The sequence below is a fragment of the Billgrantia hypersalina genome, from assembly GCF_052584175.1.
The window spans coordinates 1-21,263 of record NZ_JBMIQI010000002.1 but is presented as its reverse complement, the minus strand read 5'-3'; the positions used below and the strand labels follow the sequence as shown (position 1 = coordinate 21,263).

Below are 21,263 nucleotides of genomic sequence, written 5' to 3'. Positions count from 1 at the left end.
GTCGGACCATGTCACAGGCGGCGTTGCAGCAGTTCTACATACCGGAAGAGCAGTCGATCTACCTGCTCAGCCACGATGATGCACGCAAGCTGAAGGAGTGGGTGGCGTTGTGTCGGGCCCAGCTAGAGCAACTGGGCTATCGGCACATCGAGCTGATCGGCAAGGGCGCCTATGGCTTCGTCTTTGCCGGCATCACCGCCCACGACGAAGAGTATGTCTTCAAGTTCACCCGGGTCAATCTGCCCCAGCAGCTGCAGGACCGCCTCGAGGAAGAGGCGTTCATGCTGGAGCATGTCGACCACCCTCGGGTACCGCGGCTGATCGCCTTCCAGCGCGTGCGCAACCAGTCGATTCTGGTGATGCAGCGCGCACCGGGGATCAACCTGGAGGAGGTCTCGCTGCGCGAGGGGCGCCTGTCGCCGCGCCTGGTAGTACATATTGCCGACCAGCTCGCCGACATTCTGCGCAGCCTGCGTCGCGAGTCGGGGCCGGCGGGACGCCCCATCGTGCATGGCGACATCAAGCCCTCGAACCTGGTTTTCGACGCCCGCCGCGAGGCGGTCGCGCTGATCGACTGGGGCTCGTCGGTGTTCGCCCAGCTCGATGCCAGTCAGCAGTTCGTTGCCGCCAACGTCATGGAACTGATGTCGGACAACCTGCAGCAGACCAATGCGCGCCTGGGCGACGTCTACTTTATCGGCGAGGAGCAGCTCAACGGCGCTCTCTCCTCGCCGCGTTTCGATGAGCAGGGCACCGCCGGCACCCTGTACGCACTGGCCTCGGCCCAGTCGTGTCGTTTCGGCCATCGCGCGATACCCGCCACCTCATTGGGGCTGCCCATGGAATTTGCGCGCATGCTCGATGGCATGCTCGATCCCGATCCGAGGGTGCGCCTGCGGGCCGGGGATCACTTCATTCGCGAGATGCCGCGGCTTTCGCGGGTCGTGATGATCGACCTGCCGGAAGCGGCGGAGACGCCGCTGGTGCCGACCTGGGTCCGGCCATCGACGCGCGAGATCGACACGGTGGTGTACAGCTCGCGCAAGGCCTTCCTGCGCGAGGAGGGCGGGCGTGAGACGCTCAACGACGTCAACGACGTTCAGCTCGACCGCTACTACAAGAATTTCATGCAAGGCATGGGTGAAACCGAGAAGGCCTTTCTCGCCGCGGTGAGCCGCCTGGGCAGGTATCCGGTGGTAGGCGGGCTCGCGGTACGCTGGGAAGCTGACGGTGTCTATATCGACACCTCGCTCAATCTGCATGACTCCGCGCTGCGGCCCGCCTTCATCGCAGCGGTGAACAACATGGTCAACTTGGCACGGGCCATCTACCGCCAGGGCATATTCAAGAGCTGTCTGTTCAATGCGCGCGACACCTTGCACCTGGATCGCGAGAGCCCGGCGCACCCCTTCACGATCGAACCCGGCATGCGGCTGCGCTACGAAGTCAGCGCCGTGCCTGAGCTCGAGGATCGCAGTCGCTTGCACAGCTACTTCGAGGACGGGCCCGACCCCGAGGAGTTCCTGGTCCTGCCGGAGCCGATCATCACCTCGCTGGAGGCACTCAACGATATCCACCACACCGGCATGATCATCTTCGAGGCGCTGCCCCAGCACCTCAAGATTCACAGTTACTACCGCCTTCTCGACCCGTCCCGGGAGGCAGAATTTCGCGAGCGGCTCGAGGATATCCTCGATGCGGTGGGCCTGATCGAGGGGCTCGGGGTGTCGGGTTTCATGAAGATGCCCTACAAGGACACGCGCTTCTTCGCTCACGTCGAGCGCCAGCCGGAGCGCTACTACCCGCGTAACCCCCGCGAAGAACTCCGCCATGACGACGCACAGGGAGCGGTCTCGGGCGTTGTCGCTTCAGCGGGTCATGCTCTGGGGCAGGTAGAGGGCGATGTCCGGAAACAGGTGCATCAGCGCGATAGCGACCAGCATCAGCAGGAAGAAGGGTAGCGTGGCCTTGGTGATGGTAACGATGTCCTTGCCCGTCAGTCCCTGGATGACGAAGAGGTTGAAGCCCACCGGCGGTGTGATCTGCGACATCTCCACCACGATGACCAGGTAGATGCCGAACCAGATCAAGTCGAACCCGGCCGCGTCCACCAGCGGCATGATGATGGCCGTTACCAGCAGGATCAGCGAGATGCCATCGAGAAAGCAGCCCATCACCAGCAAGAGCAGGGTCAGTGCGACCAGCAGCATGGTGGGCGACAGGCCCATCTCGCCGATGGCCCGGGCCAGTTGCATGGGGACCTGGGTAAAGCCCATGGCCGAGGTCAAGAACGAGGCGCCGGCAATGATGAATGCGATCATGCAGGCCGTCCGCACGGCAGCGAACAGCGACGCCTTGAACACGTCGACGCCGAAGCTGCCGTTCCAGCGGGCAATGAGCATCGACAATACCACGCCGACCGCTGCGGCCTCGGTCGGCGAGGCGAGCCCGCCATAGATCGACACGATGATCCCGCCAATCAGGAGCAAGATGGGAATCAGTTCGAGCGTGTTGTGCAGCTTCTCGCGCAGCGGCAGCGACGATTCGTCCCGGCCGGTCAATCCTCGGCGATTCCCCCGCAGCAGTGACCAGGCGACGAGGTAACCCATGAACAGGGCCAGAATCATCAGGCCCGGGCCGATGCCGGCCATGAACAACCTCGAGATCGACTGTTCAGTGACCACGCCGTAGACGATCAGCACGATGGAGGGGGGAATCAGCAGCCCCAGGGTCGAGGCGCTGGCCAAGGTGCCGATGGCCATGTTGCTGTCGTAGCCACGACGCTCCAGTTCCGGCAAGGTCATCTTGCCCACCGTGGCGCAGGTGGCCGCCGACGAGCCGCAGACGGCGGCGAACATGCCACTGCCGACGATGTTGGTGTGCAGCAAGCGGCCGGGCATGCGATTGAGCCATGGCGACAGGCCGCGGAACATGTTGTCGGCAAGCCCCGAGCGAAACAGGATCTCGCCCATCCAGATGAACATCGGCAGGGCGGTCAGGTCCCAGCCGTAGCTGGCCCCCCAGAAATCGGAAGCGAGCACCGATCCCGGCGCGAAGGGGCTGAAGAAGGCCAAGGCGATCCAGGCGGTGCCGATCAGGGCGAAGGCAATCCATACCCCGCTGCCGAGCAGGATCGCCAGGGTAGCGATGGTGACCAGGCTGAGTGTCAGCACGAATGGTGTCTCCGTGTGGTTGCGGCTCGCCTCAACGAGGCTCGCTGTCGTCGGACGCTTCGCGGAAACTGCCCGGCTCGCGGATGGCGATACGCAGCGTCATGGCGAGGGTTTCCGCCAACGCCAGGCCGAGCAGGCCGACGCCCACGAGCAGCACGGTCTGGGGAATCCACAGAGGAATCGACAGGAAGCCGGAGGAGACATCATTGAACGCCAGGCTCTCGCGAATGAGTCCGACCAGGCCGTAGCCGAGCAGTAGGGTGATAATCAGTGCGACCGTCAGGCAGAAGACCTCGAACCAGGCGCGCAGCGCCGACGGCAAGCGAGAGATCAGGAGCGTGACACGAATATGGGCATGGTGGATGAAGGTGTAGGCCAGTCCCAGGAAAGTCGCACCGACCAGCAGGTAGGCCGCCACTTCCGAGACGCCGGTAATGCTGAAGCCGAACCGCTTCATGCCGACCAGCATGAGCAGGGCATCGAGCAGGCGGAACGTGACCTGCAAGGCGACCAGGGCGCAGATGGCCACCATGCAGGCAGCCGCTCCCCAGGCGCCCAGACGATAGAGGAAATGGAACTTGTAGGTCATGGCACGGGCTCATGGCGTCCTGGCAGGAGGCGCGGCAGCCGGGCCGCCGCGCCATCGTGGGGCAAAGTTCAGTCGCCGCGCTGGTCCTGATACTCCTGAAGGACCTGTTGGGCTTGCTCATCGGCACGTTCTTCCCATGCCGAGAACAGTTGATCGCCCGCTTCCTGCAGTGCGGCTGCCACTTCCTCGTTCGGCGTGGAGACGGTGATGCCGTTCTCCTGCAGCGTCTCGAGGCTCGCCTGGTTGTCCTCCCGACTCATTTGCCAGCCGCGCTCCTCGGCCCGTTCGGCGGCTTCCAGCAGGGCGTCCTGGGTGGCCTCGTCGAGACTGTCGAAAGCGCGCTGGTTGATGAAGACAATATTCTTTGGCAGCCAAAGGTTGGCGTCGGTGTAATGCGAGACGTAATCCCAGGCGGTCATGGAGTTGCCGGTGGAGCTCGAGGTGATCATGGCATCGACCCGGCCGGTGCTGAAGGCGGTGGGGATGTCCGATTCCTCGGTCTCGGTGGGGCTGCCGCCCAGGTAGTCGACGAAGCGCTGGGTATTGATGTTGGGCGCACGCACCCGCAACCCTTCGAACTGCTCCGGGTCGTTCAGCTCGAAGTCGGTGTAGATCCCCTGGGCCGGCCAGGCAACGGCGTAGAGCGGCATCAGGCCCTGGTTGGCAAACAGCTCCTCGATGACGGGGCGCGTGGTTTCCCACAGCGCATACGCCTCGTCATAGCTGCCGGCTACGCCGGGCAGGGTATCGACCTCGAATATCGGGTCCTCGTTGGAGAGCGTAGAGAGAAACACCTCGCCGGCCTCGATGGTGCCGCGACGGACTGAAGGCTTGATCTCGCCGTGGGCGACCAGTGAACCGCCGCTGTGAACGTTGATGGTCAACTCGCCGCCGGTGGCTTCCGCCACGTCCTCGGCAAACTGCTTGGCGTTCTTGGTGTGGAAGCTGGCATCGCCATAGGGTGTGGCCATGGTCCATTCGGCGGCTGTCGCCGCCGTGGATAGGCTGCAGGCTGCGACAAGCAGCAGGGAGCGGGGCAGGGTAGCGTTCATTGTCTTCTCTCTTTGTTGGTCTTGTGTTGGTTGCCTTGTTGCGGGTCGGCTCAGGCCTTCTTGAACAGCTGTTCCTCGCGATTCTTGAACGCCTTGAACTCCAGGGCGTTGCCGGAGGGATCGTAGAAGAACATGGTTGCCTGTTCGCCCGGTTCGCCCTTGAAGCGAATGTAGGGTTCGATCTCGAAAGGGACGCCGTGGTCGCGCAGCTTCTGGGCCAGAGCTTCCCAGGCTGCCATGTCCAGCACGACACCGAAATGGGGCACCGGTACGCCGTGGCCGTCGACGGGATTCTTGTGGCTGGCAACCGGGGCGTCACGCAGGGCGGGGTTCAAGTGGCAGACGAACTGATGCCCAAAGAGATTGAAATCGACCCAGCTTTCAGACGAGCGACCCTCAGGGCAGCCCAGGAAATCGCCGTAGAATCGCCGCGCCTCGTCGATATCGCGAACCTGTACGGCGAGATGGAAAGGATCTTTCACCGCCATGAGAGGGCTCCTTTTGTTGACGTTGTCATGACATGCCTGATTCCATTGATAATCCCGAAGTGAGGCTTCGTCAACCGTTTTTCCATCTAATAACAATACGATAGGTGGCGACGATACGAATGTCGTCAAAAACGATTGGCAATGAAATCAGGCGCTACATATAGTGGAATTCGTCCCGATAACAGTCCATAACACCGGACAATCCAGGAGTCGCCAATGACCGTTCCGCTGCTCAATTGCGATATGGGGGAAAGCTTCGGCAACTATTCACTGGGGCTCGACAGCGAGGTGATGCCCTACGTCGATTGCGCCAATGTCGCCTGTGGCTTTCACGCCTCGGACCCCCACGTGATGCGTCATACGGTACGGCTTGCAGTGGAGCATGGGGTAAAGGTCGGGGCTCACCCGGCTTATCCCGACCTGATGGGTTTCGGGCGTCGCTCCATGGCTTGCTCTCCTGCCGAGATCGAGGACATGGTGCTCTACCAGGCCGGTGCACTTGCCGGTATCTGCCAGGCCGAAGGTACCGCCTTACGCTACGTCAAGCCCCATGGCGCGCTGTACAACGACATGGCACGTGACGCCGACTTGCTGCGTGCCGTAATGAAGGCGGTGCGCAGCTATGATCCGAACCTCCCGCTGATGCTGATGGCCACCGCCGACCCCGAGCCGAGTCGTGAGCTGGCAAGGGAGATGGGTATCACGGTGTGGTTCGAGACCTTCGCCGACCGGGCCTACGATGCCAACGGGCATCTCGTCTCCCGCCGCCTGCCGGGGGCCGTGCATCACGACCAGGCGGTCATTGTCGCCCAGGCCGTAAGCCTGGCCCGCGGTGAGCCCCTCGAGGCCGCCGACGGCACGCTTCTGCAGCTACCCTGCGATACGCTCTGCGTGCACGGCGACAATCCCGAATCGGTCGCGGCGGTGCGGGCGATTCGCGAAGCCTTCCGAGCGTTGGAGGCAACGTGACGAGAAAGGCCCGTATCGAGCTGACGGCCTTCGATGTCTTCATGGTGCGCCTGTTCGACCGAATTGACGAGTCCAACATGGCCTGGATCATGGCTGCCGACGCGGCGCTTCGCGAGGCCTTTGCCGATTCGCTGATCGACCTGGTGCCTTCGTATACCACGCTGATGCTCCACTACGACTGCCTGCAACTTGAGCACGATGAGGCGATTCGGCGTATCGCGTCTGTACTCGATCGTCTCGAACCGGCGAGCACCGGGCTAGGTCGGCGCCACGAGGTGCCGGTGTGGTACGACCCCAGCGTCGGCCCCGAGCTGACGCGTATTGCCGAGCGGGCCGGTATCGCGGTGGACGATGTGGTGCGGCTACATTGCGGCCGGGAGTATCAGGTCTTTGCGCTCGGCTTCGCCCCCGGCTATGGCTTCATGGGATTGGTGGAAGAGGTGTTGGCCACCCCGCGCCTGAAGACGCCGCGGCAGCGGGTGGCAGCAGGCAGTGTCGGCATTGCCGACCGCCAGACAGCGATCTACCCGCTGCTTTCGCCGGGTGGGTGGAACATCCTGGGGCGAACCGCGCTGCCACTGTTCGAGTATGCGAGGCGTGGCGAACCGCTGTTGCGTCCCGGTGATCGCGTGCGCTTCCGGGCGATAAGTCGAGAGGAGTTCATCGAACAGGGCGGGGATACGACACCGCTGGAGGCCGTATCATGACCGTACCGGCGACCGACTCCCTACGGGTGGTCCAGAAGGGACCCCTGGCGCTCATGGTGGATGGGGGGCGCTACGGTGTGCGTCACCTGGGAGTGACCCAGGGAGGCGCTGCCGACTGGGTATCGTTTTACTGGGCCAACTGGCTATTGGGAAATCCACTGCACGCCGCGGCGCTGGAAATCGTCCTCGGGGGCGGCCTGACGCTTGAAGTCGAAAAGGAGACGACGCTGGCCCTGGTGGGGGCGGATCTCGACGCGCGGTTAGACGATTATCCGCTCGCGCCCGGCGCGGCCTTCCGCGTGGCGGCTGGTCAACAGCTCGTCTTCCGACAGCCGCGCAACGGTCTTCGCGTCTACCTGGCGGTCCCGGGCGGCTTCGACGCGACGGAGGTGCTGGGCAGTCGCAGTGCCACGCCGCGAGAACAGCTGGGCGGCCAGCACGGCGATGGCAGGGCGCTTCAGGCTGGTGATCGACTCGAATGGCGTGGGAAGCCGTCAGTCACGCGCCGACTGCCTTTCGACCCAAGGACAAGCCCCACCCTCGATGGCAACCACCTGGCACTGGTTCCCGGCGCGCAGATTGGCACTTTTACCGGGGCTAGCCTCTACCGTGCCTTCAACCAGCCCTGGCATGTCGATGACCGCGCTGACCGCATGGGAGTGAGGCTGCTCGGTCCCGCACTGCATTGCAGACTCGAAAGCATGATTTCGGAAGGCATCCCCCTGGGAGCGGTGCAGGTGCCGAAGGATGGGCAGCCCATCGTTTTGCTCAATGACCGCCAGACCATTGGGGGATATCCCCGCCTCGGGGCGTTGACGCCCCTTGCCGCGGCGCGCTTGTCTCAATGCCTACCGCAAAACGCGGTCAGGCTGGTGGCCACCTCCCGCGAACGTGCTCTGGCGGAACATCGTCGCTACCTGGGTAAGATCGCTGAAGGCGGCGTGGGTCAGGCGCCCAGGCCGCTTTCGCGCAATACCTGATCGAGGGAGGGCTTGTCGATGGGCAGCGGCGTGCTGACCGCTTCCTCCAGCAGCAATTGGGATTCGAGATCGTGCATGCCTACGTTCAGGCAACGCTCGATGAGCTCTCCCTTGCTCTTGCCGGTACGCTGGGCGAGTCGCTCGAGGCGGGTTTCGATATCGCGTGAGAACCGCAGTAGATGTGGCATGGTGCCCTCCATCGGAGCTGGCAAGCCGGGTAGCGCTGGCCGGCTCTTGTGGTTTCGTTCACAACATAAATCGGCAAGCGCGGCCTGTCACCGGGATTGTCGCTGACGGGCATGACAGGGGAGTGACGGCGTGATGAATGGCTATGCGTTCATGCCAGTCCGCGGCGCGACATCACTTCGGTAATGATCGGCACTGGTGTCATCAGGTGTTCACGCATCATGTCGGCGGCGCGTTCGGCCTGCCGCTCGAGGATGACATCGACCAGGGCGGCATGCTCTTGACGCTTGCGCTCGAGCGCCTCTTCCGAGAAAACCGTCTCGCGCAACCACAGGTGACGGTAACGTTCTACCTGGTCGAACAGGCTATCGCGAACTTGCAGCAGGTGAGGTAAGCGACAGCCCGTCACGATGGCCGTATGGAACGCCTTGTGACGAGCGTCCCAGACGTCGAGCAATTCATCGGGGCTGTTCACTTCCATGATCTTCGACAGCGTATGCGCCTTGGCCAGGATATCGGCTTCCCAGGCATCGTCGCCGCGCTCGATGGCAAGCTTGAGCATCAAGCCTTCCAGCTGCGCGCGCGCATCGTAGAGATCGTTGATTTCGGCAAGCGACATGGGGGCGACCCGGTAGCCGCGCTGGCTGATGGCAACCACCAGGCGCTCGGCGACGAGTTGTGACAAGGCCTCGCGTAGGGGGCCGATACCCAGTTCGTAGCGTTCCTTGAGTCGGCTCATCAGCAGTTTCTCGCCGGGCTGGAATTCGCCACGGGTGATATCGCGCTTGAGCCAGCTGTAAGCGCTGATGCCGAGGTTCTGTCGCGGCAAGCTATCCATCGTCATTATCGCTTTTTCCTTGCTTTTGCCGCACATGATACCCAAATGGAAGCTTTGTCGGTAACTAAGGGTTATTAACGCCAAGTATCTACATTCGCCGGGCCGGGCGCCGCTCTCAGCGCTGTTGCAGCTGGTCCGCGCTCCAGTCGACCAGCTCGCTCGCCAGCCTGTCCGTGGCTAATCCAAAAGCTTCGACCACGTCGCCAACGGCCTCGCTGTCGGCAACGTGACGTTGGGAGAAGCGCTGGCTGGCAATCAATTCACCGGTGCTTGCGTCGACCAGGCGGGCGTCCAGGCGAACCTCCGCCTCGGGATGGCCTTCACGGTATTCGCTGCGAAAGCGAAGCAGATCGGTGAGCAGTTCCACGTCCGCCGACACACCACTTCGAGCCGGCACCAGATGCAGGACACGACCGTCGTCATGAAAGGCATCGATCAGGCGGTCGCGAAGCAACAGCGGAACGCCGTCCGACCAGCGCACGCCTTCGTAGACCTGTGGCCGATTGGGCTGCGGTACGACAACGATGCGTGAGCCTTCCAGCAAGCCATCGGCGCGAGGTGTCGCAAGACGTAGGGTGAGTTCGATACGCGGGCTGTCGCCGGGGGCGGGTTCGAGGGGGCGGGCAGGCAGGTCGTAGAGCGCGATCGGGGTACGCTCCGGCACCAGGTTGCACCCGGCCAGTGCCAGTATCACGGAAGCCAGCAGCACACCCGGCCAACGTGAGCGGAGCGTCACGGGCTGAACTCCTCAACGCGATCCCGGCCCAGCAGGAAATCGCGGGGGTTCTCTTCCAGGCGACGTACCAGGCGATTGAGGGTAGAGAGCGTATTGCGCAATTCGAACGTGGCAGGCCCCAGCTCCTCCACGCCGCGCAGTCCGCTCTCCAGCGCACCCTGGTTCTCCTCCAGCAGCGTTTCCACGCTGCCGGCCGCACGAGCGAGGCTGGCCGTGAGGTCGCGGGCATCGATCATGATGTCTTCGGCATGGTTCTGCATCATGCCGCCGGTGCGGCTGGTCAGGGCGCGTATTTCGGCCAGGGCGCGGGCGGCTTCCCGCGAGACTTCGTCCATGTGCTCGGCCAGCCGTCCGGGAGTGTCACCCAGGCTGGCGAGCTGAGCCGTGGTGCGCTCCAGGTTGGCCAGTATCCGCTCGACGTTCTCCACGTTGTCCTCCGACAGTACCGCCTCCAGTCGTGTCAGCACGCGGTTGACGCTGCCCAGCAGTTCTTCACTGTCGCTGAGCAGTGCGCCGAGCGGCGACTGGTCGGCAACGATTCGCGGCGGAGCGTCTTGGCGCGAGATCAACAAGGGGCTCTCGGGCGAACCGCCGTGCAGCTGTACGGACATGCTGCCGGTGATGTTGGCAAGCGCCAGGCGCGCCCGTGTGTCTTGGCGAATCGGCACCTGGCTCTCGACGCGGATGCGTGCCATGACGTTGCGAGGATCGGCCGGGTCGAGGCGCAACTCGACCACGTCGCCGACTCGCACACCGCTGTACTCCACGGCGTTGCCCTCGGCGAGGCCACTGACACCGTGGTTGAACAGGACCTCATACTCGGTATAGGCCTGGGCCCGGGTACTCTGGTTGAGCCACAGGGCGAACAGGGCCCCGCCGACGATGGCCACTACGACGAACAAGCCGATGACGACGTGGTGAGCGCGGGTTTCCATCAGCGATACTCCCCTTGTGGCGATGGGTGGCGATGCGCCGCCAGACTGGCGGCACGCCCTCTGGGGCCATGAAAATACTGGTATACCCAAGCATCGTCAGTGGCTTCCACGGCCGCCAGGGTGTCGGCCACCAGCACCTGCCCTGAGGCGATGACGGCGACCCGGTCGCAGATCGAATAGAGGGTATCGAGATCATGCGTGACCAGGAACACACTGAAGCCGAGCGCGTCGCGCAGTGTCTTGAGCAACCGGTCGAAAGCGGCGGCCCCGATGGGGTCGAGACCCGCGGTGGGCTCGTCGAGAAACAGCACCTCGGGGTCGAGCGCCAGGGCGCGGGCGAGAGCGGCGCGCTTGATCATACCGCCCGACAGCTCCGCCGGGTTGAGGTGGGCAGCGTCGGGAGGCAAGCCCGCAAGCGCCAGCTTTACGCGAGCGAGTCGCTCGGCGTCGGCGCGCGACAGGCCCGCGTGTTCGACGAGCGGCAGGGCGACGTTCTCCTGCAGGTTGAGCGAGGAGAAGAGGGCGCCGCGCTGGAACAGTACGCCGAAGCGACGCTCGAGCCTGGCTCGCCGAATCGGAGGCAAACGCTGCAGATCCTCGCCGAAGACACGAATGGCGCCGTCATCGGGCCGCTTCAGGCCGACGATGCTGCGCAGGAGAACCGACTTGCCGGTGCCGGAGCCGCCCACGACGCCCAGTATCTCGCCGCGGCGGATGTCCAGGTCCAGGCCATCGTGTACCACCTGGCGTCCGAAGCGATTGACCAGGCCGCGTATCTCGACGATGGCTTCCTCTCGCTGACTCACCAGCCCATCTCCAGGAAGAACAGCGCAGCAAGTGCATCGAGCAGGATCACGAGAAAGATCGACTGCACCACGCTGGAAGTGGTGTGTTCCCCCACGGATTGGGCGCTGGGGTCGGCCTTGAAGCCTTCGAGGCAACCGATCACGGCGATAACGAAGGCGAACAGTGGGGCCTTGCCGATGCCTACCAGGAAATGGCCAAGGGGAATGTCGCGCTGCAGGATGGTGAGAAACTGAGTGGAAGGGATATCGAGCACCACGGCGCAGACCAGGGCCCCACCCAGCATCCCGCTGAGCATGCCGACCAGGGTCAGGATGGGCAGGCTCACCATCATCGCCAGTACGCGGGGTAACACCAGAAGTTCCATGGGGTCGAGACCCTGGGCACGCAGCGCGTCGAGCTCCTCGTTGGCCTTCATGGCGCCGATCTGGGCGGTAAAGGCGCTGGCGGTACGGCCGGCCAGCAGTATGGCGGCCAGTAGTACACCGAACTCACGCAGGAACGCATAGGTCACCAGGTTGACGGTGTAGAGGGTCGCTCCGAAATCCTGCAGTACGGTGGCGCCAAGAAACGCCACGACGGCTCCTACCAGCAAAGTGAGAAGGGCCACGATGGGCAGGGCGTTGAGCCCGATCTGCTGAATGTGGGCGACGAGTGAGGTGAGGCGCCAGCGGCGGGGAGACTTCAGGGCTACCGTCAGCGTGACGAGCGTCAACCCGATGAAGGCGAGCAGTTTCCCTTGTTGTCGGCCGAGGTCTTCAATGGCCCGGCCCAGGTCGGCCAGCGTCGACTTGAGGCCGGTACGAGGCGGCTGGGGCGGATAGAGCGGACCCTGAGCGGCATCGGCCACCGTCGTCAACAGCGCAAGCTGCGAAGGGCGAAGTTTCAAGGCGTACCTGGCAGTTTCGCGCAGGGCATCGGGACCGAGCAGGTCGACCAGCAGGGAGGCGCCCGCGGTGTCCAGCTCTCCGAGCTGCTCCAGGTCGATGGAGTCGACCTGGTGGACCCCGGCTACGGCGTCTCGCAGCCTGGCGTAATGCGGCAGCGTCCAGTCGCCTACGGCGCTCACCCGATGAGCATCCTGGACGAGCATGCCGGGACGGGAGGCAGTGTGGGGCATGGCGAGTCGTTCGTCTCTCCCTGAAGAATGATGCCAATTCCCACTATATCGTCATACGTCCCTGGGGGATAGCGAGGTGCTTCCTGCTACCAGCGGTCAGTCGTTGCCGTGCTGCAGTTCCCTCAGGATGCGCCGCGCCACCTCCTTGAGCCTCGGCCCCAGGTTGTCGACCATGATCGAATGGCCGAGGCGATGCGCGGCACCGCCACAGTTGATGGCCATGACCTCGGCCCCATCCTCGAGGATGAGCGGTGTGGCAACGGCGCTGATCTGGGATTGCCAGTCGCCTTCAGAGAGGCAGAAACCGTAGCGCTCGTACTCTTCCTGGCTGCGCCGGATCCCTTTTTCCAGCGTTGGCCAGTCGTTTCCATGGACGCGGGCGAGCTCGGCCAGTACCGCTTCGCGGCGTGGCTCGGGGAGGCCGCACAGCCAGGCACGGCCGATCGCCGTGGTTGCCATGGGCAAGCGCGAACCCACGTCGAGGCGCATGATCAACGGTCCGCTGCCATGACAGCTTTCGATGTAGACCATGTCAGTCTTGTCGGCCGCCCCCAGGCTGACGTTGCAATCCGTGGCCTCGGCGAACTGCTGCATGAAGGGGCGCGCGATCTCGCGAATGCCCTGGCTTGCCAGGAAGCGATAACCCAGCGCCAGGATGCCCGGCCCCAGACGGTATTTCTCCAGCCGGGTATTGTGACGCAGGTAGCCGAGCTGGGTCAGCGTATAGGTCAGGCGCGATACCGTCGGTCGCGGAATGCCGGTACGACCGGAGAGCTCGGCATTGCCCAGGTACTCTTCACCGGTGCCAAAGGCACGCAGCAGCTCCAGGCCCCGGGCCAGGGCGGTGACGAAGTTGCGATCCTTGGCCGCCGTGGCCTGATCGTCTTCCAGAGGGACAGGCTTGTTCATTACGACTCCCTGACGCAATCGTTTGGCGGAGTATCGCATATCGCCTCGTGCCGGGTCCGCTGGCGACCCCGGCACGGGAGAATGCGGGTCGTTCAGGCGTCCAGGCGCTCGAGTATGCAGGCGATGCCCTGGCCGACGCCGATGCACATGGTGACCAGGGCGTAGCGGCCACGGGTGGCTTCCAGCTGGCGCAGGGCGGTCAGGGCCAGACGCGCTCCCGAGGCACCGAGCGGGTGACCGATGGCGATGGCGCCCCCGTTGGCATTGAGCCGGCTGTCATCGGCATCAAGGCCAAGCTGCTTCACGCAGCCCAGCACTTGGACGGCGAAGGCCTCGTTGATCTCGATGACGTCCATCTGGTCGAGGGCGAGGCCGGCACGCTCCAGCGCCTTGCGGCTGGCGGGAACCGGGCCCAATCCCATCACCCGCGGTGGAACCCCGGCCACGGCGCTGGATACGATGCGTGCCCGAGGGGCGTTGCCGGCACGTTCACCGGCCGCCAGGCTGCCCACGACCAAAGCCGCGGCACCGTCGTTGAGCCCCGAGGCGTTGCCGGCAGTGACCACACCACCCTCGAACAGTGGTCCGAGGCGGGCGAGCTTATCGACATCAGTTCCCGGGCGTGGATGTTCATCGCTCGCCACGACAAGCGGCGGTTGCTTGCGCCCCTGGGGCACCTCGATGCTCAGCAGTTCGGCGTCATAGAACCCCTGGTCCCGGGCTTCGGCGTAGCGTGCCTGGGAGCGGGCGGCATAGGCGTCGCTGGCGTCACGGTCGATGCCAAGGTCGTGGGCCACGTTGTCGGCGGTTTCCGGCATGCTGTGGCTGCCGTACTCCCGCGCTAGCCAAGGGTTGGGGAAGCGCGAGCCGATCACCGTATCGTACATCGGCTGGTTGCGGGCGAAGGGGGACTCGGCCTTGCCCAGCACATATGGGGCGCGGGACATGGACTCCACGCCTCCGGCCAGGAACAGTTCGCCCTCGCCGAGGCGGGTGGCGCGAGCGGCATCGATGATGGCAGCGAGTCCGCTGCCGCAAAGCCGGTTGACGGTCTGCCCGGCCACCCCCACGGGCAGCCCGGCCAGCAGTCCCGCATGGCGGGCAACGTTACGCGAATCCTCGCCGGCCTGGTTGGTACAGCCGGCCAGCACCTCCTCGTAGGCTTCGGTGGCAAAAGCGTTGCGCTCGACCAGCGCCTTCAGCACGTGGCCGAGCAGGTCATCGGGACGCACGGCGGCCAGGCTGCCCCCGTGGCGGCCGAACGGCGTGCGCAGGCCGTCGAAGATATAGGCGTCTTGCATGGAAGCTCCTTGGTTGCCTCAAGCCGCTGTCAGCGGCAGGCCTAGGGTGGCACGGCGGCGTAGCCACGGGCTGGCGCGATAGCGTGGGTCGCCCGTGGCTGTCAGCAGGGTGTCGAGAATAGCGAGAATGCGGCGGCTACCGTAGTGGTCGCCCATGGCCAGCGGCCCCCGGGGATAGCCCAGGCCCAGTTCCACGGCTCGGTCGATAGTGGCCGGGTCTGCCACGCCCTGCTGAGCGATTTCGCTGCCAACGTTGACGATGCATGCCACGACGCGTTGCAGCACGAAACCGTTGCTGTCGTTGATGACGCTGACCGGCGTGCCATCGTGGCCAAGCAGGGCCATGGCGGCATCACGTATGTCGCCTCGGGTGGCCGGGGTGAGCATGAGCGAGCGGCGCCTGTCGAGGCCGGCCAGCATGTCAATGGCCACGCAGCGCTCGGCCGGCAGGCCCAGGCGAACGGCACAGCCAGTGGCATCTTCACCCAGCGGCGTGAGCAGGCAGAGCGCTTCCGAAGTGGGTGACTTGCCGCTCTCGAGTGGCCAGTTCGCACTGTGCACGAGTTCGGCGAGGGCCTGTCCGGCATCGGTCTCCTCGGCTCCGATCCATACCGGGCGCGGCGCGGCCGTTGGCAGCGAGGGGTCATCGGGCACCTGGGGCTTGCCGTCGATGTAACGGTAGAAACCCTCGCCGCTCTTGCGTCCGAGCAGCCCGGCGGTCAGTCGCTGGCGCGTCAACGGTGAGGGTCGAAAACGTGGCTCCTCATAATACTGGTGGTAGATCGACTCCATCACGGCGTGGGAGACATCGAGTCCGGTGAGGTCGAGCAGCGCGAACGGCCCCATGCGAAAACCGCCCTGATCGACCAGGATGCGATCGACAACGGCGGGGTCGGTGACGCTCTCGCCGAGGATCCGCAGTGCCTCGGTGCCAAAGGCACGCCCGGCATGATTGACCAGGAAACCCGGCGTATCGGTGGCGCGGGCGGTGAAATGGCCCATGGCCCGGCCCAGCGCCTCGACGTTGTCGGCCACCTCGCTTGCGGTGCGCAGTCCCGGGATCACCTCGACGATCCTCATCAGCGGAACGGGATTGAAGAAGTGAAACCCGATCACGCGCTGCGGATGGCGACAGGCCGAGGCGATGGCCGTCACCGAGAGCGACGAGGTATTGGTGGCCAGCACGGCGCGTTCGTCGAGTATCTCCTCAAGCTCGGTGAAGAGCGACTGCTTGGCTTCGAGTTTCTCGACGATGGCCTCGACGACGATGTCGCACCCGGCTAGTTCAGCGAGCGTTTCGGCATGCTTGAGGCTGGCCAGATAACGCTCGGCATCGGCTTCGCTGAGCCGCTGTTTCTTCACGGCGCGCTGCCACATGCCGGCAATGAAGTCACGCGCCTCGTCGACGGCGCCAGTGCGCATGTCGTGCAAGTAGACGGTCAGCCCGGCCTGGGCGGCGATCTGGGCGATACCGCGCCCCATGGCGCCGGTGCCGACGATTCCCAGAGTATGAAAGGGGGGGCGGGTCGGCGAGATGCCGTTCGACATGTTGACGTCCTCTCTTGATGCGTTTTTTGTATTTCGCTTGGCAAAACCTGGTTTCGTTTTATTGACGACCATCCTAGGCTATGCAAGAGTGCCTGACAATAAAAAGCGGTCTTTCATTCTGCTATGCGAAATTATTCGCTGAAAGCCCGACATTTCAAGGTCCGGCCAGGATTTGCCCCGCCACACTCGTGAGGACATGCCATGATTCGCGATCCCGAACTGCTCGATCAGCTCATCGATACCATTTCCCGCTTCGTGCGCGAGCGCTTGATACCCAATGAGGCACGCCTGGCGGAAGAGGATGCCGTGCCACCCGAACTGCTCGAGGAAATGAAGGAGATGGGCCTATTCGGCCTGTCGATCCCGGAGGAGTTCGGTGGACTGGGCCTGAGCATGGAAGAGGAGGCGCTGGTGGCGATGGAAATCGGCAAGACGTCGCCGGCCTTCCGCTCGATCTTCGGCACGAACAACGGCATCGGCGCACAGGGCATCCTGATCGATGGCACACCCGAACAGAAGGCGAAGTACGTGCCGCGCCTGGCGACCGGTGAATTGCTCAGCTCCTTCTGCCTCACCGAACCCGATTCCGGCTCCGATGCCGCGAGCTTGCGCACGACGGCGGTGCGCGATGGCGATCATTACGTCCTCAATGGCACCAAGCGCTTCATTACCAACGGTCCGGAAGCCGATGTCTTCACCGTGATGGCACGCACCGATCCTGACAACAAGGGGGCGGGCGGCATCACGGCATTCATCGTCGAGGGAGATACACCGGGGCTCAAGCGTGGCCCGGCCGACAAGAAGATGGGGCAGAGGGGAGCGCATACCTGCGACATCATCTTCGATGACTGTCGGGTACCCGCCGAGAACATCATTGGCGGCCGCGAGGGGCAGGGGTTCAAGACCGCGATGAAGGTACTCGACCGGGGGCGCCTGCACATCTCGGCAGTGTGCGTGGGCGTGGCCGAGCGCCTGGTCGAGGAGTCGCTCAACTATGCCATGGAGCGCAAGCAGTTCGGCGTGCCTCTGGCCGAGCACCAGCTGGTCCAGGCGATGCTGGCCGACAGCAAGACCGAAGCCTATGCCGGCCGCAGCATGGTGTTGGATGCCGCGAGGCGCAAGGATAGCGGCGAGAATGTCTCCACGCTGGCCTCCTGCTGCAAGCTGTTCTGCGCCGAGATGGTGGGGCGTGTCGCAGATCGTGCGGTGCAGGTGCATGGCGGTGCCGGCTATATTGCCGAGTACGCGGTGGAGCGTTTCTATCGTGACGTACGTCTGTTCCGCATTTACGAGGGTACGACCCAGATCCAGCAACTGGTGATTGCCCGCAACATGGTGCGGGAGGCGAGCTGATGACGCTTTCCGTGACGCGCCGGGCACCCGACGAAGCGATCTTCGGTCGCTTGGCCAGCGAGTTGATTGCCGAGCTGCCGGAGCGGCTCAGCACTCGCGTGCTGGAGAACGCCGTGCATCTCGCGGAGCGTCCGGCGCTGGTCGATGGCAGCGTGCGCTGGAGCTTTGCCCAGCTCGGTCGCGAGATCCGCGCCGCCGCCGAATGGCTCGATACGCTGGGGATTCGCCCCGGCGACCGCATCATGGCAGTGAGCGAGAACGGCCGGGCGCTAGTCGTGCTGCTCCTCGCGGCGAGCGAGCGTGACGCCTGGGTGGCTATCGTCAATTCGCGGCTATCGGCCCCTGAGATTGATGCCATCCGCGACAATTGCCAGCCGCGCCGGGTGTTCTACACCAGCGAGGCCTCGCCGGACGCCGAGGCCCACGGCGAGCGTCATGGTGCCGAGGCATACGAGCATCCTTCCTTGGGACGTCTGCGTTTGTCCGCGCTGTGCGAGGTGGCGTCGGAGCCGGTCACGGCCAGCGGTGCCGACCAGGTCGCGGCAATGATCTACACCTCGGGGACCACCGGGGCCCCGAAGGGAGTCATGCTGACCCATCGCGGCATCCTCTATATCGCTTCGCTTTCCGGCGGCATGCGCCATCTTGGCGAAGGCGAAAGGGTTTACGGCGTACTTCCCATGTCGCATGTGTTCGGCTTGTCGTCGGTGTGCATGGGCTCGCTCTACAACGGCGCCTGCCTTTATACCGTACCGCGCTTCGATGCTGCGTCGATGCTCGAGGCGCTGGAACACGAGCGCATTACCGTACTGCAGGGTGTACCGGCCATGTTTGCGCGTACCCTGGAGTACCTGCGTCGTGAGGCTCGTCCTCTCGTTGCCCCCGAGTTGCGCTACATTTCCGCCGGTGGCTCGCCGCTCGATGGCGACCTCAAGCGGCGTGTGCAGGCGTTGTTCGGTCTCACGCTTCACAATGGCTACGGCCTCACCGAGGCGAGTCCGACCATCAGCCAGACGCGTATCGAGGACCGCTTCGACAGCAATACCGTCGGGCGCGTGCTGCCACTGCTGGAGTACCGTCTCGAGCCGCTGGGAGAGGCCGGCGAGAACGAGTCGGACCACGAGGGGGCAGGCGAATTATGGGTGCGCGGCCCCAACGTGATGAAGGGTTACTTCCGCCAGCCGACGGCCACCCGTGCCTGCCTCACGGCGGATGGCTGGCTCAATACCGGCGACATCGCCCGCTTCGACGAAGACGGGCAGCTCTACATCGTCGGCCGCAGCAAGGAGCTGATCATTCGCTCCGGCTTCAATATCTATCCCCCCGATGTCGAGGCGGTGATCAACGAGCATCCGGACGTGACGCTGTCGGCGGTAGTGGGGCGCCAAGTGGCCGGCAACGAGGAGGTCGTCGCCTTCGTCCAGTGCGAACCCGGCGCTGCGGTCAACGAGGCGGAGCTTGACGACTTCCTCGCCCAGCGGCTGGCTCCGTACAAGCGACCCTCTCGGCTGGTGCTGGTGGATGCGTTGCCGGCCACGGCCAGCGGCAAGATTCTCAAGGGACGCCTGCGCGACCTGGCCGGTCGGGAGGACAGTGCATGAACGATGCCCCCCAAAAGGCACTGATGGGCTACCACGAGCTGCTCGGCATGCAGGTGGTCGAGTGGTCCGACGGAATCGCCATCGTCGAACTGGTGGCCGACGCGCATCATCTGAACCGCAGCGGTATCGTACATGGTGGCGTTCTCACCTCCATGCTCGACAGTGCCCTGAGCCTCGCCGGTCTCTACTGCGATCTACCCGGGCGGGTACGCCGCGGCATGACGCTATCATTGACGACAACCTTCGTTGGGCCCGCCGGCGTCGGCTTGTTGCGGGCCACCGGCCGGGTGCGTGGCGGCGGACGCAAGGTTTACCTGGCCAGCGGGGAAGTCGTCGATGCCAGCGGTGGGTTGCTGGCCCTGGGGGAAGGCGCTTTTCGGCGTCGCAGCGGCAGCGAGTCCCGGGAGGGAATGGAAGAGTGACGCGGGTTCGGCTGCGCACCGGGCTGCTGGTGCTGGTCACCCTGAGCACGCTATGCCACCTCGTGTTCGGCAACACGATCCTGCAGGCAATTGGCGTGCTGGCATTGGCGGCCTACCTGGCGACGCTACGAGGCGTGCTGTCTCCCATGGCCAATGGGCTGCTGCTGGTGGCCGGGACGTTGACCCTGTTCGTGCTATGGCATGTCGAATCGCCGGGTTCGTTATTGTTCGAGGCGGCCGGCCGCTTCGCCTTCTTCGCCACCTTCGTGGTGGCGTTGAGCCTGCTGCGCCTGCCCGCCTATCGCTCGAGCCTGGTGCGTCGTTGCGGCCAGGCCATGCTGCTACAGCCACCCGGGCGTCGTTATCCCATCCTTTCCGCCGGCTCGGCGCTGTTCGGCATCATTCTCAATATTGGCGTACTCAACCTCTTCGCCGGCATGATCGAGAAGAGCAACACCCTGTCGGCCGCCCAGGGGCGTGCCTGGGTGCAGCGGGCGCGCCGGCGGCGGATGATGCTGGCCCTGCTGCGAGGTTTCTCTCTGGCGCCGCTGATCTCGCCGATGGGTATCGGCGTGGCCGTGGTGCTTTCCAGCCTGCCCGAGTTACGCTGGCTCGACCTGGCGCCCTACGTGATCGGGGCCGCGCTGGTCATCTTCCTGGTGGGCTGGGCGGTGGATGTTGTCACCGGCCCGCATCCCGCCGCACGCAAGGCAAAGTCGCCGGCGCCTTCCCTGGCGCCGCTCGGTCGTTTCTGCCTGTTGCTGCTGGGAATCGTCTCGCTAGTATCCTTCCTCGCCTGGTCGCTCGAGGTCCGCCTCCCTGTTGCCGCGCTTCTCGGTGCGCCGCTCGGGGCCCTGGCCTGGCTGGCCTGGCAGCGGCGACGGCTGGGCTTGCTGGGCGTTCCGGCGGCGCTCGCCAGCCTGCAGCGCCAGCTGCCCTGGCTCTTGGCACCCAGTGCCAACGAGGTGGTCGTCCTGGGGGCGGCGGGGTACCTCGGCCACCTGTGCGTGGGCTTGATCGATGTGGAAAGCCTGGGACCGCTCATGGTGGTACTCGGTCCGCTGGGCGCGGCGAATGCCGTGCTGGCCATGCTGGCGGTAGTGGTGCTCGCTCAGGTGGGAATCAATCCGATCGTGACCGTGACCCTGCTGGTCGGGTTGCTTCCCACGTTGGCCATCGAGGGGCTGACACCTGCTATCGTCGGCGCCTCGTTGATGGTGGGCTGGGCGCTGGCCCTGATGTCCTCGCCGATGACAGCTTCGATGCTGATCCTGTCGCGCTTTACCGGTGTCGCCTCGACCCGCATTGGCTATCGTTGGAATGCGCGTTTCCTGCTGACCTGCATTCCGCTGCTGTCCGCTTGGTTCCTGTTCGCGTCTTGGTAGGACGCATGAGGCTTTGCCTCGCTGCTGTACACCGTTAGGAAGTTGAGGTCGGTCTGCTCGTCAGGCCATGGATATGAATCGGGAGAGAGCCCATGAAAGTACTCGTCGCGGTCAAACGCGTCATCGACTACAACGTCAAGATCCGCGTCAAGCCGGATCACTCCGAC

At 64.4% G+C, this 21,263-nt stretch carries 21 protein-coding genes and 1 pseudogene; 9 read left to right on the top strand and 13 right to left on the bottom strand.

Annotated elements, in window-relative coordinates:
* Positions 1 to 8: 8 nt before the first annotated feature.
* Positions 9 to 1,961 carry a protein kinase domain-containing protein gene (locus ACOJCM_RS00225; RefSeq protein ID WP_445210047.1) on the top strand — a complete coding sequence of 651 codons (1,953 nt, stop codon included), beginning with the start codon at positions 9 to 11 and terminating at the stop codon, positions 1,959 to 1,961.
* Here ACOJCM_RS00225 and ACOJCM_RS00220 read toward each other — a convergent pair.
* The 4 genes from ACOJCM_RS00220 to ACOJCM_RS00205 all read right to left on the bottom strand — a co-directional run bounded on the left by ACOJCM_RS00220 (position 1,869) and on the right by ACOJCM_RS00205 (position 5,302).
* The gene (locus tag ACOJCM_RS00220) at positions 1,869 to 3,173 is read right to left on the bottom strand and encodes a TRAP transporter large permease (protein WP_445210046.1); all 1,305 of its coding nucleotides are present in this window, start codon (positions 3,171 to 3,173) and stop codon (positions 1,869 to 1,871) included. The two genes, ACOJCM_RS00225 and ACOJCM_RS00220, sit on opposite strands and share 93 nt — an antisense overlap.
* A 31-nt stretch (positions 3,174 to 3,204) precedes the next feature.
* Positions 3,205 to 3,762 carry a TRAP transporter small permease gene (locus ACOJCM_RS00215; protein ID WP_445210045.1) on the bottom strand — a complete coding sequence of 186 codons (558 nt, stop codon included), beginning with the start codon at positions 3,760 to 3,762 and terminating at the stop codon, positions 3,205 to 3,207.
* A gap of 68 nt (positions 3,763 to 3,830) precedes the next feature.
* A complete protein-coding gene (locus ACOJCM_RS00210) occupies positions 3,831 to 4,814 on the bottom strand; it encodes a TRAP transporter substrate-binding protein (RefSeq protein WP_445210044.1) in 984 nt (327 codons plus the stop codon).
* A 50-nt stretch (positions 4,815 to 4,864) separates the two neighbouring features.
* Positions 4,865 to 5,302: a VOC family protein gene (locus ACOJCM_RS00205; RefSeq protein WP_445210043.1), complete on the bottom strand. Its 438-nt coding sequence runs from the start codon at positions 5,300 to 5,302 to the stop codon at positions 4,865 to 4,867.
* Between the two features lie 216 nt (positions 5,303 to 5,518).
* Between ACOJCM_RS00205 and ACOJCM_RS00200 the strand changes: the two genes are divergently transcribed.
* The 3 genes from ACOJCM_RS00200 to ACOJCM_RS00190 are packed head-to-tail and all read left to right on the top strand — an operon-like array spanning position 5,519 to position 7,958.
* A complete protein-coding gene (locus ACOJCM_RS00200; RefSeq protein ID WP_445210042.1) occupies positions 5,519 to 6,271 on the top strand; it encodes a 5-oxoprolinase subunit PxpA in 753 nt (250 codons plus the stop codon).
* A complete protein-coding gene (gene pxpB / locus ACOJCM_RS00195) occupies positions 6,268 to 6,978 on the top strand; it encodes a 5-oxoprolinase subunit PxpB (protein ID WP_445210041.1) in 711 nt (236 codons plus the stop codon). The genes ACOJCM_RS00200 and pxpB overlap by 4 nt, the downstream gene beginning before the upstream one ends.
* A complete protein-coding gene (locus ACOJCM_RS00190; protein ID WP_445210040.1) occupies positions 6,975 to 7,958 on the top strand; it encodes a biotin-dependent carboxyltransferase family protein in 984 nt (327 codons plus the stop codon). The genes pxpB and ACOJCM_RS00190 overlap by 4 nt, the downstream gene beginning before the upstream one ends.
* Here the strand turns inward: ACOJCM_RS00190 and ACOJCM_RS00185 are convergent.
* The 9 genes from ACOJCM_RS00185 to ACOJCM_RS00145 form a co-directional block, all read right to left on the bottom strand.
* On the bottom strand, positions 7,925 to 8,146 hold the full coding sequence (locus ACOJCM_RS00185) for a hypothetical protein (protein ID WP_445210039.1): 222 nt from the start codon (positions 8,144 to 8,146) through the stop codon (positions 7,925 to 7,927). The genes ACOJCM_RS00190 and ACOJCM_RS00185 overlap by 34 nt on opposite strands.
* Positions 8,147 to 8,295: 149 nt before the next feature.
* The gene (gene csiR / locus ACOJCM_RS00180) at positions 8,296 to 8,982 is read right to left on the bottom strand and encodes a DNA-binding transcriptional regulator CsiR (RefSeq protein ID WP_445210174.1); all 687 of its coding nucleotides are present in this window, start codon (positions 8,980 to 8,982) and stop codon (positions 8,296 to 8,298) included.
* A 115-nt stretch (positions 8,983 to 9,097) separates the two neighbouring features.
* Positions 9,098 to 9,718 (bottom strand): ABC-type transport auxiliary lipoprotein family protein, encoded by a 621-nt coding sequence (locus ACOJCM_RS00175; protein ID WP_445210038.1) that lies wholly within the window; start codon positions 9,716 to 9,718, stop codon positions 9,098 to 9,100.
* A complete protein-coding gene (locus tag ACOJCM_RS00170; RefSeq protein WP_445210037.1) occupies positions 9,715 to 10,653 on the bottom strand; it encodes an MlaD family protein in 939 nt (312 codons plus the stop codon). The genes ACOJCM_RS00175 and ACOJCM_RS00170 overlap by 4 nt, the downstream gene beginning before the upstream one ends.
* Complete coding sequence (locus ACOJCM_RS00165) at positions 10,653 to 11,459, bottom strand: ABC transporter ATP-binding protein (protein ID WP_445210036.1); 807 nt, start codon at positions 11,457 to 11,459, stop codon at positions 10,653 to 10,655. The genes ACOJCM_RS00170 and ACOJCM_RS00165 overlap by 1 nt, the downstream gene beginning before the upstream one ends.
* Positions 11,456 to 12,577, bottom strand: a complete 1,122-nt coding sequence (locus ACOJCM_RS00160; protein ID WP_445210035.1) for an MlaE family ABC transporter permease — start codon at positions 12,575 to 12,577, stop codon at positions 11,456 to 11,458. Before ACOJCM_RS00160 ends, ACOJCM_RS00165 begins: the two co-directional genes overlap by 4 nt.
* Positions 12,578 to 12,673: 96 nt before the next feature.
* Positions 12,674 to 13,486 carry an IclR family transcriptional regulator gene (locus tag ACOJCM_RS00155; protein WP_445210034.1) on the bottom strand — a complete coding sequence of 271 codons (813 nt, stop codon included), beginning with the start codon at positions 13,484 to 13,486 and terminating at the stop codon, positions 12,674 to 12,676.
* A 92-nt stretch (positions 13,487 to 13,578) separates the two neighbouring features.
* Positions 13,579 to 14,787 carry a 3-oxoadipyl-CoA thiolase gene (locus tag ACOJCM_RS00150; RefSeq protein ID WP_445210033.1) on the bottom strand — a complete coding sequence of 403 codons (1,209 nt, stop codon included), beginning with the start codon at positions 14,785 to 14,787 and terminating at the stop codon, positions 13,579 to 13,581.
* 18 nt (positions 14,788 to 14,805) lie between these two features.
* Positions 14,806 to 16,335, bottom strand: coding sequence for a 3-hydroxyacyl-CoA dehydrogenase (locus ACOJCM_RS00145; protein ID WP_445210032.1), 1,530 nt, complete (start codon positions 16,333 to 16,335; stop codon positions 14,806 to 14,808).
* A 201-nt stretch (positions 16,336 to 16,536) separates the two neighbouring features.
* On the opposite strand from ACOJCM_RS00145, the gene ACOJCM_RS00140 reads away from it, so the two are divergent.
* From ACOJCM_RS00140 to ACOJCM_RS00120, 5 genes and pseudogenes are all read left to right on the top strand, one after another.
* On the top strand, positions 16,537 to 17,688 hold the full coding sequence (locus tag ACOJCM_RS00140) for an acyl-CoA dehydrogenase family protein (protein WP_445210031.1): 1,152 nt from the start codon (positions 16,537 to 16,539) through the stop codon (positions 17,686 to 17,688).
* Positions 17,688 to 19,289, top strand: coding sequence for a class I adenylate-forming enzyme family protein (locus tag ACOJCM_RS00135; protein ID WP_445210030.1), 1,602 nt, complete (start codon positions 17,688 to 17,690; stop codon positions 19,287 to 19,289). The genes ACOJCM_RS00140 and ACOJCM_RS00135 overlap by 1 nt, the downstream gene beginning before the upstream one ends.
* Positions 19,286 to 19,711, top strand: coding sequence for a PaaI family thioesterase (locus tag ACOJCM_RS00130; RefSeq protein ID WP_445210029.1), 426 nt, complete (start codon positions 19,286 to 19,288; stop codon positions 19,709 to 19,711). Before ACOJCM_RS00135 ends, ACOJCM_RS00130 begins: the two co-directional genes overlap by 4 nt.
* Positions 19,708 to 21,096 (top strand): hypothetical protein, encoded by a 1,389-nt coding sequence (locus tag ACOJCM_RS00125; RefSeq protein ID WP_445210028.1) that lies wholly within the window; start codon positions 19,708 to 19,710, stop codon positions 21,094 to 21,096. The genes ACOJCM_RS00130 and ACOJCM_RS00125 overlap by 4 nt, the downstream gene beginning before the upstream one ends.
* A 92-nt stretch (positions 21,097 to 21,188) precedes the next feature.
* Positions 21,189 to 21,263, top strand: a pseudogene (locus ACOJCM_RS00120) (electron transfer flavoprotein subunit beta/FixA family protein); the annotation flags it as partial.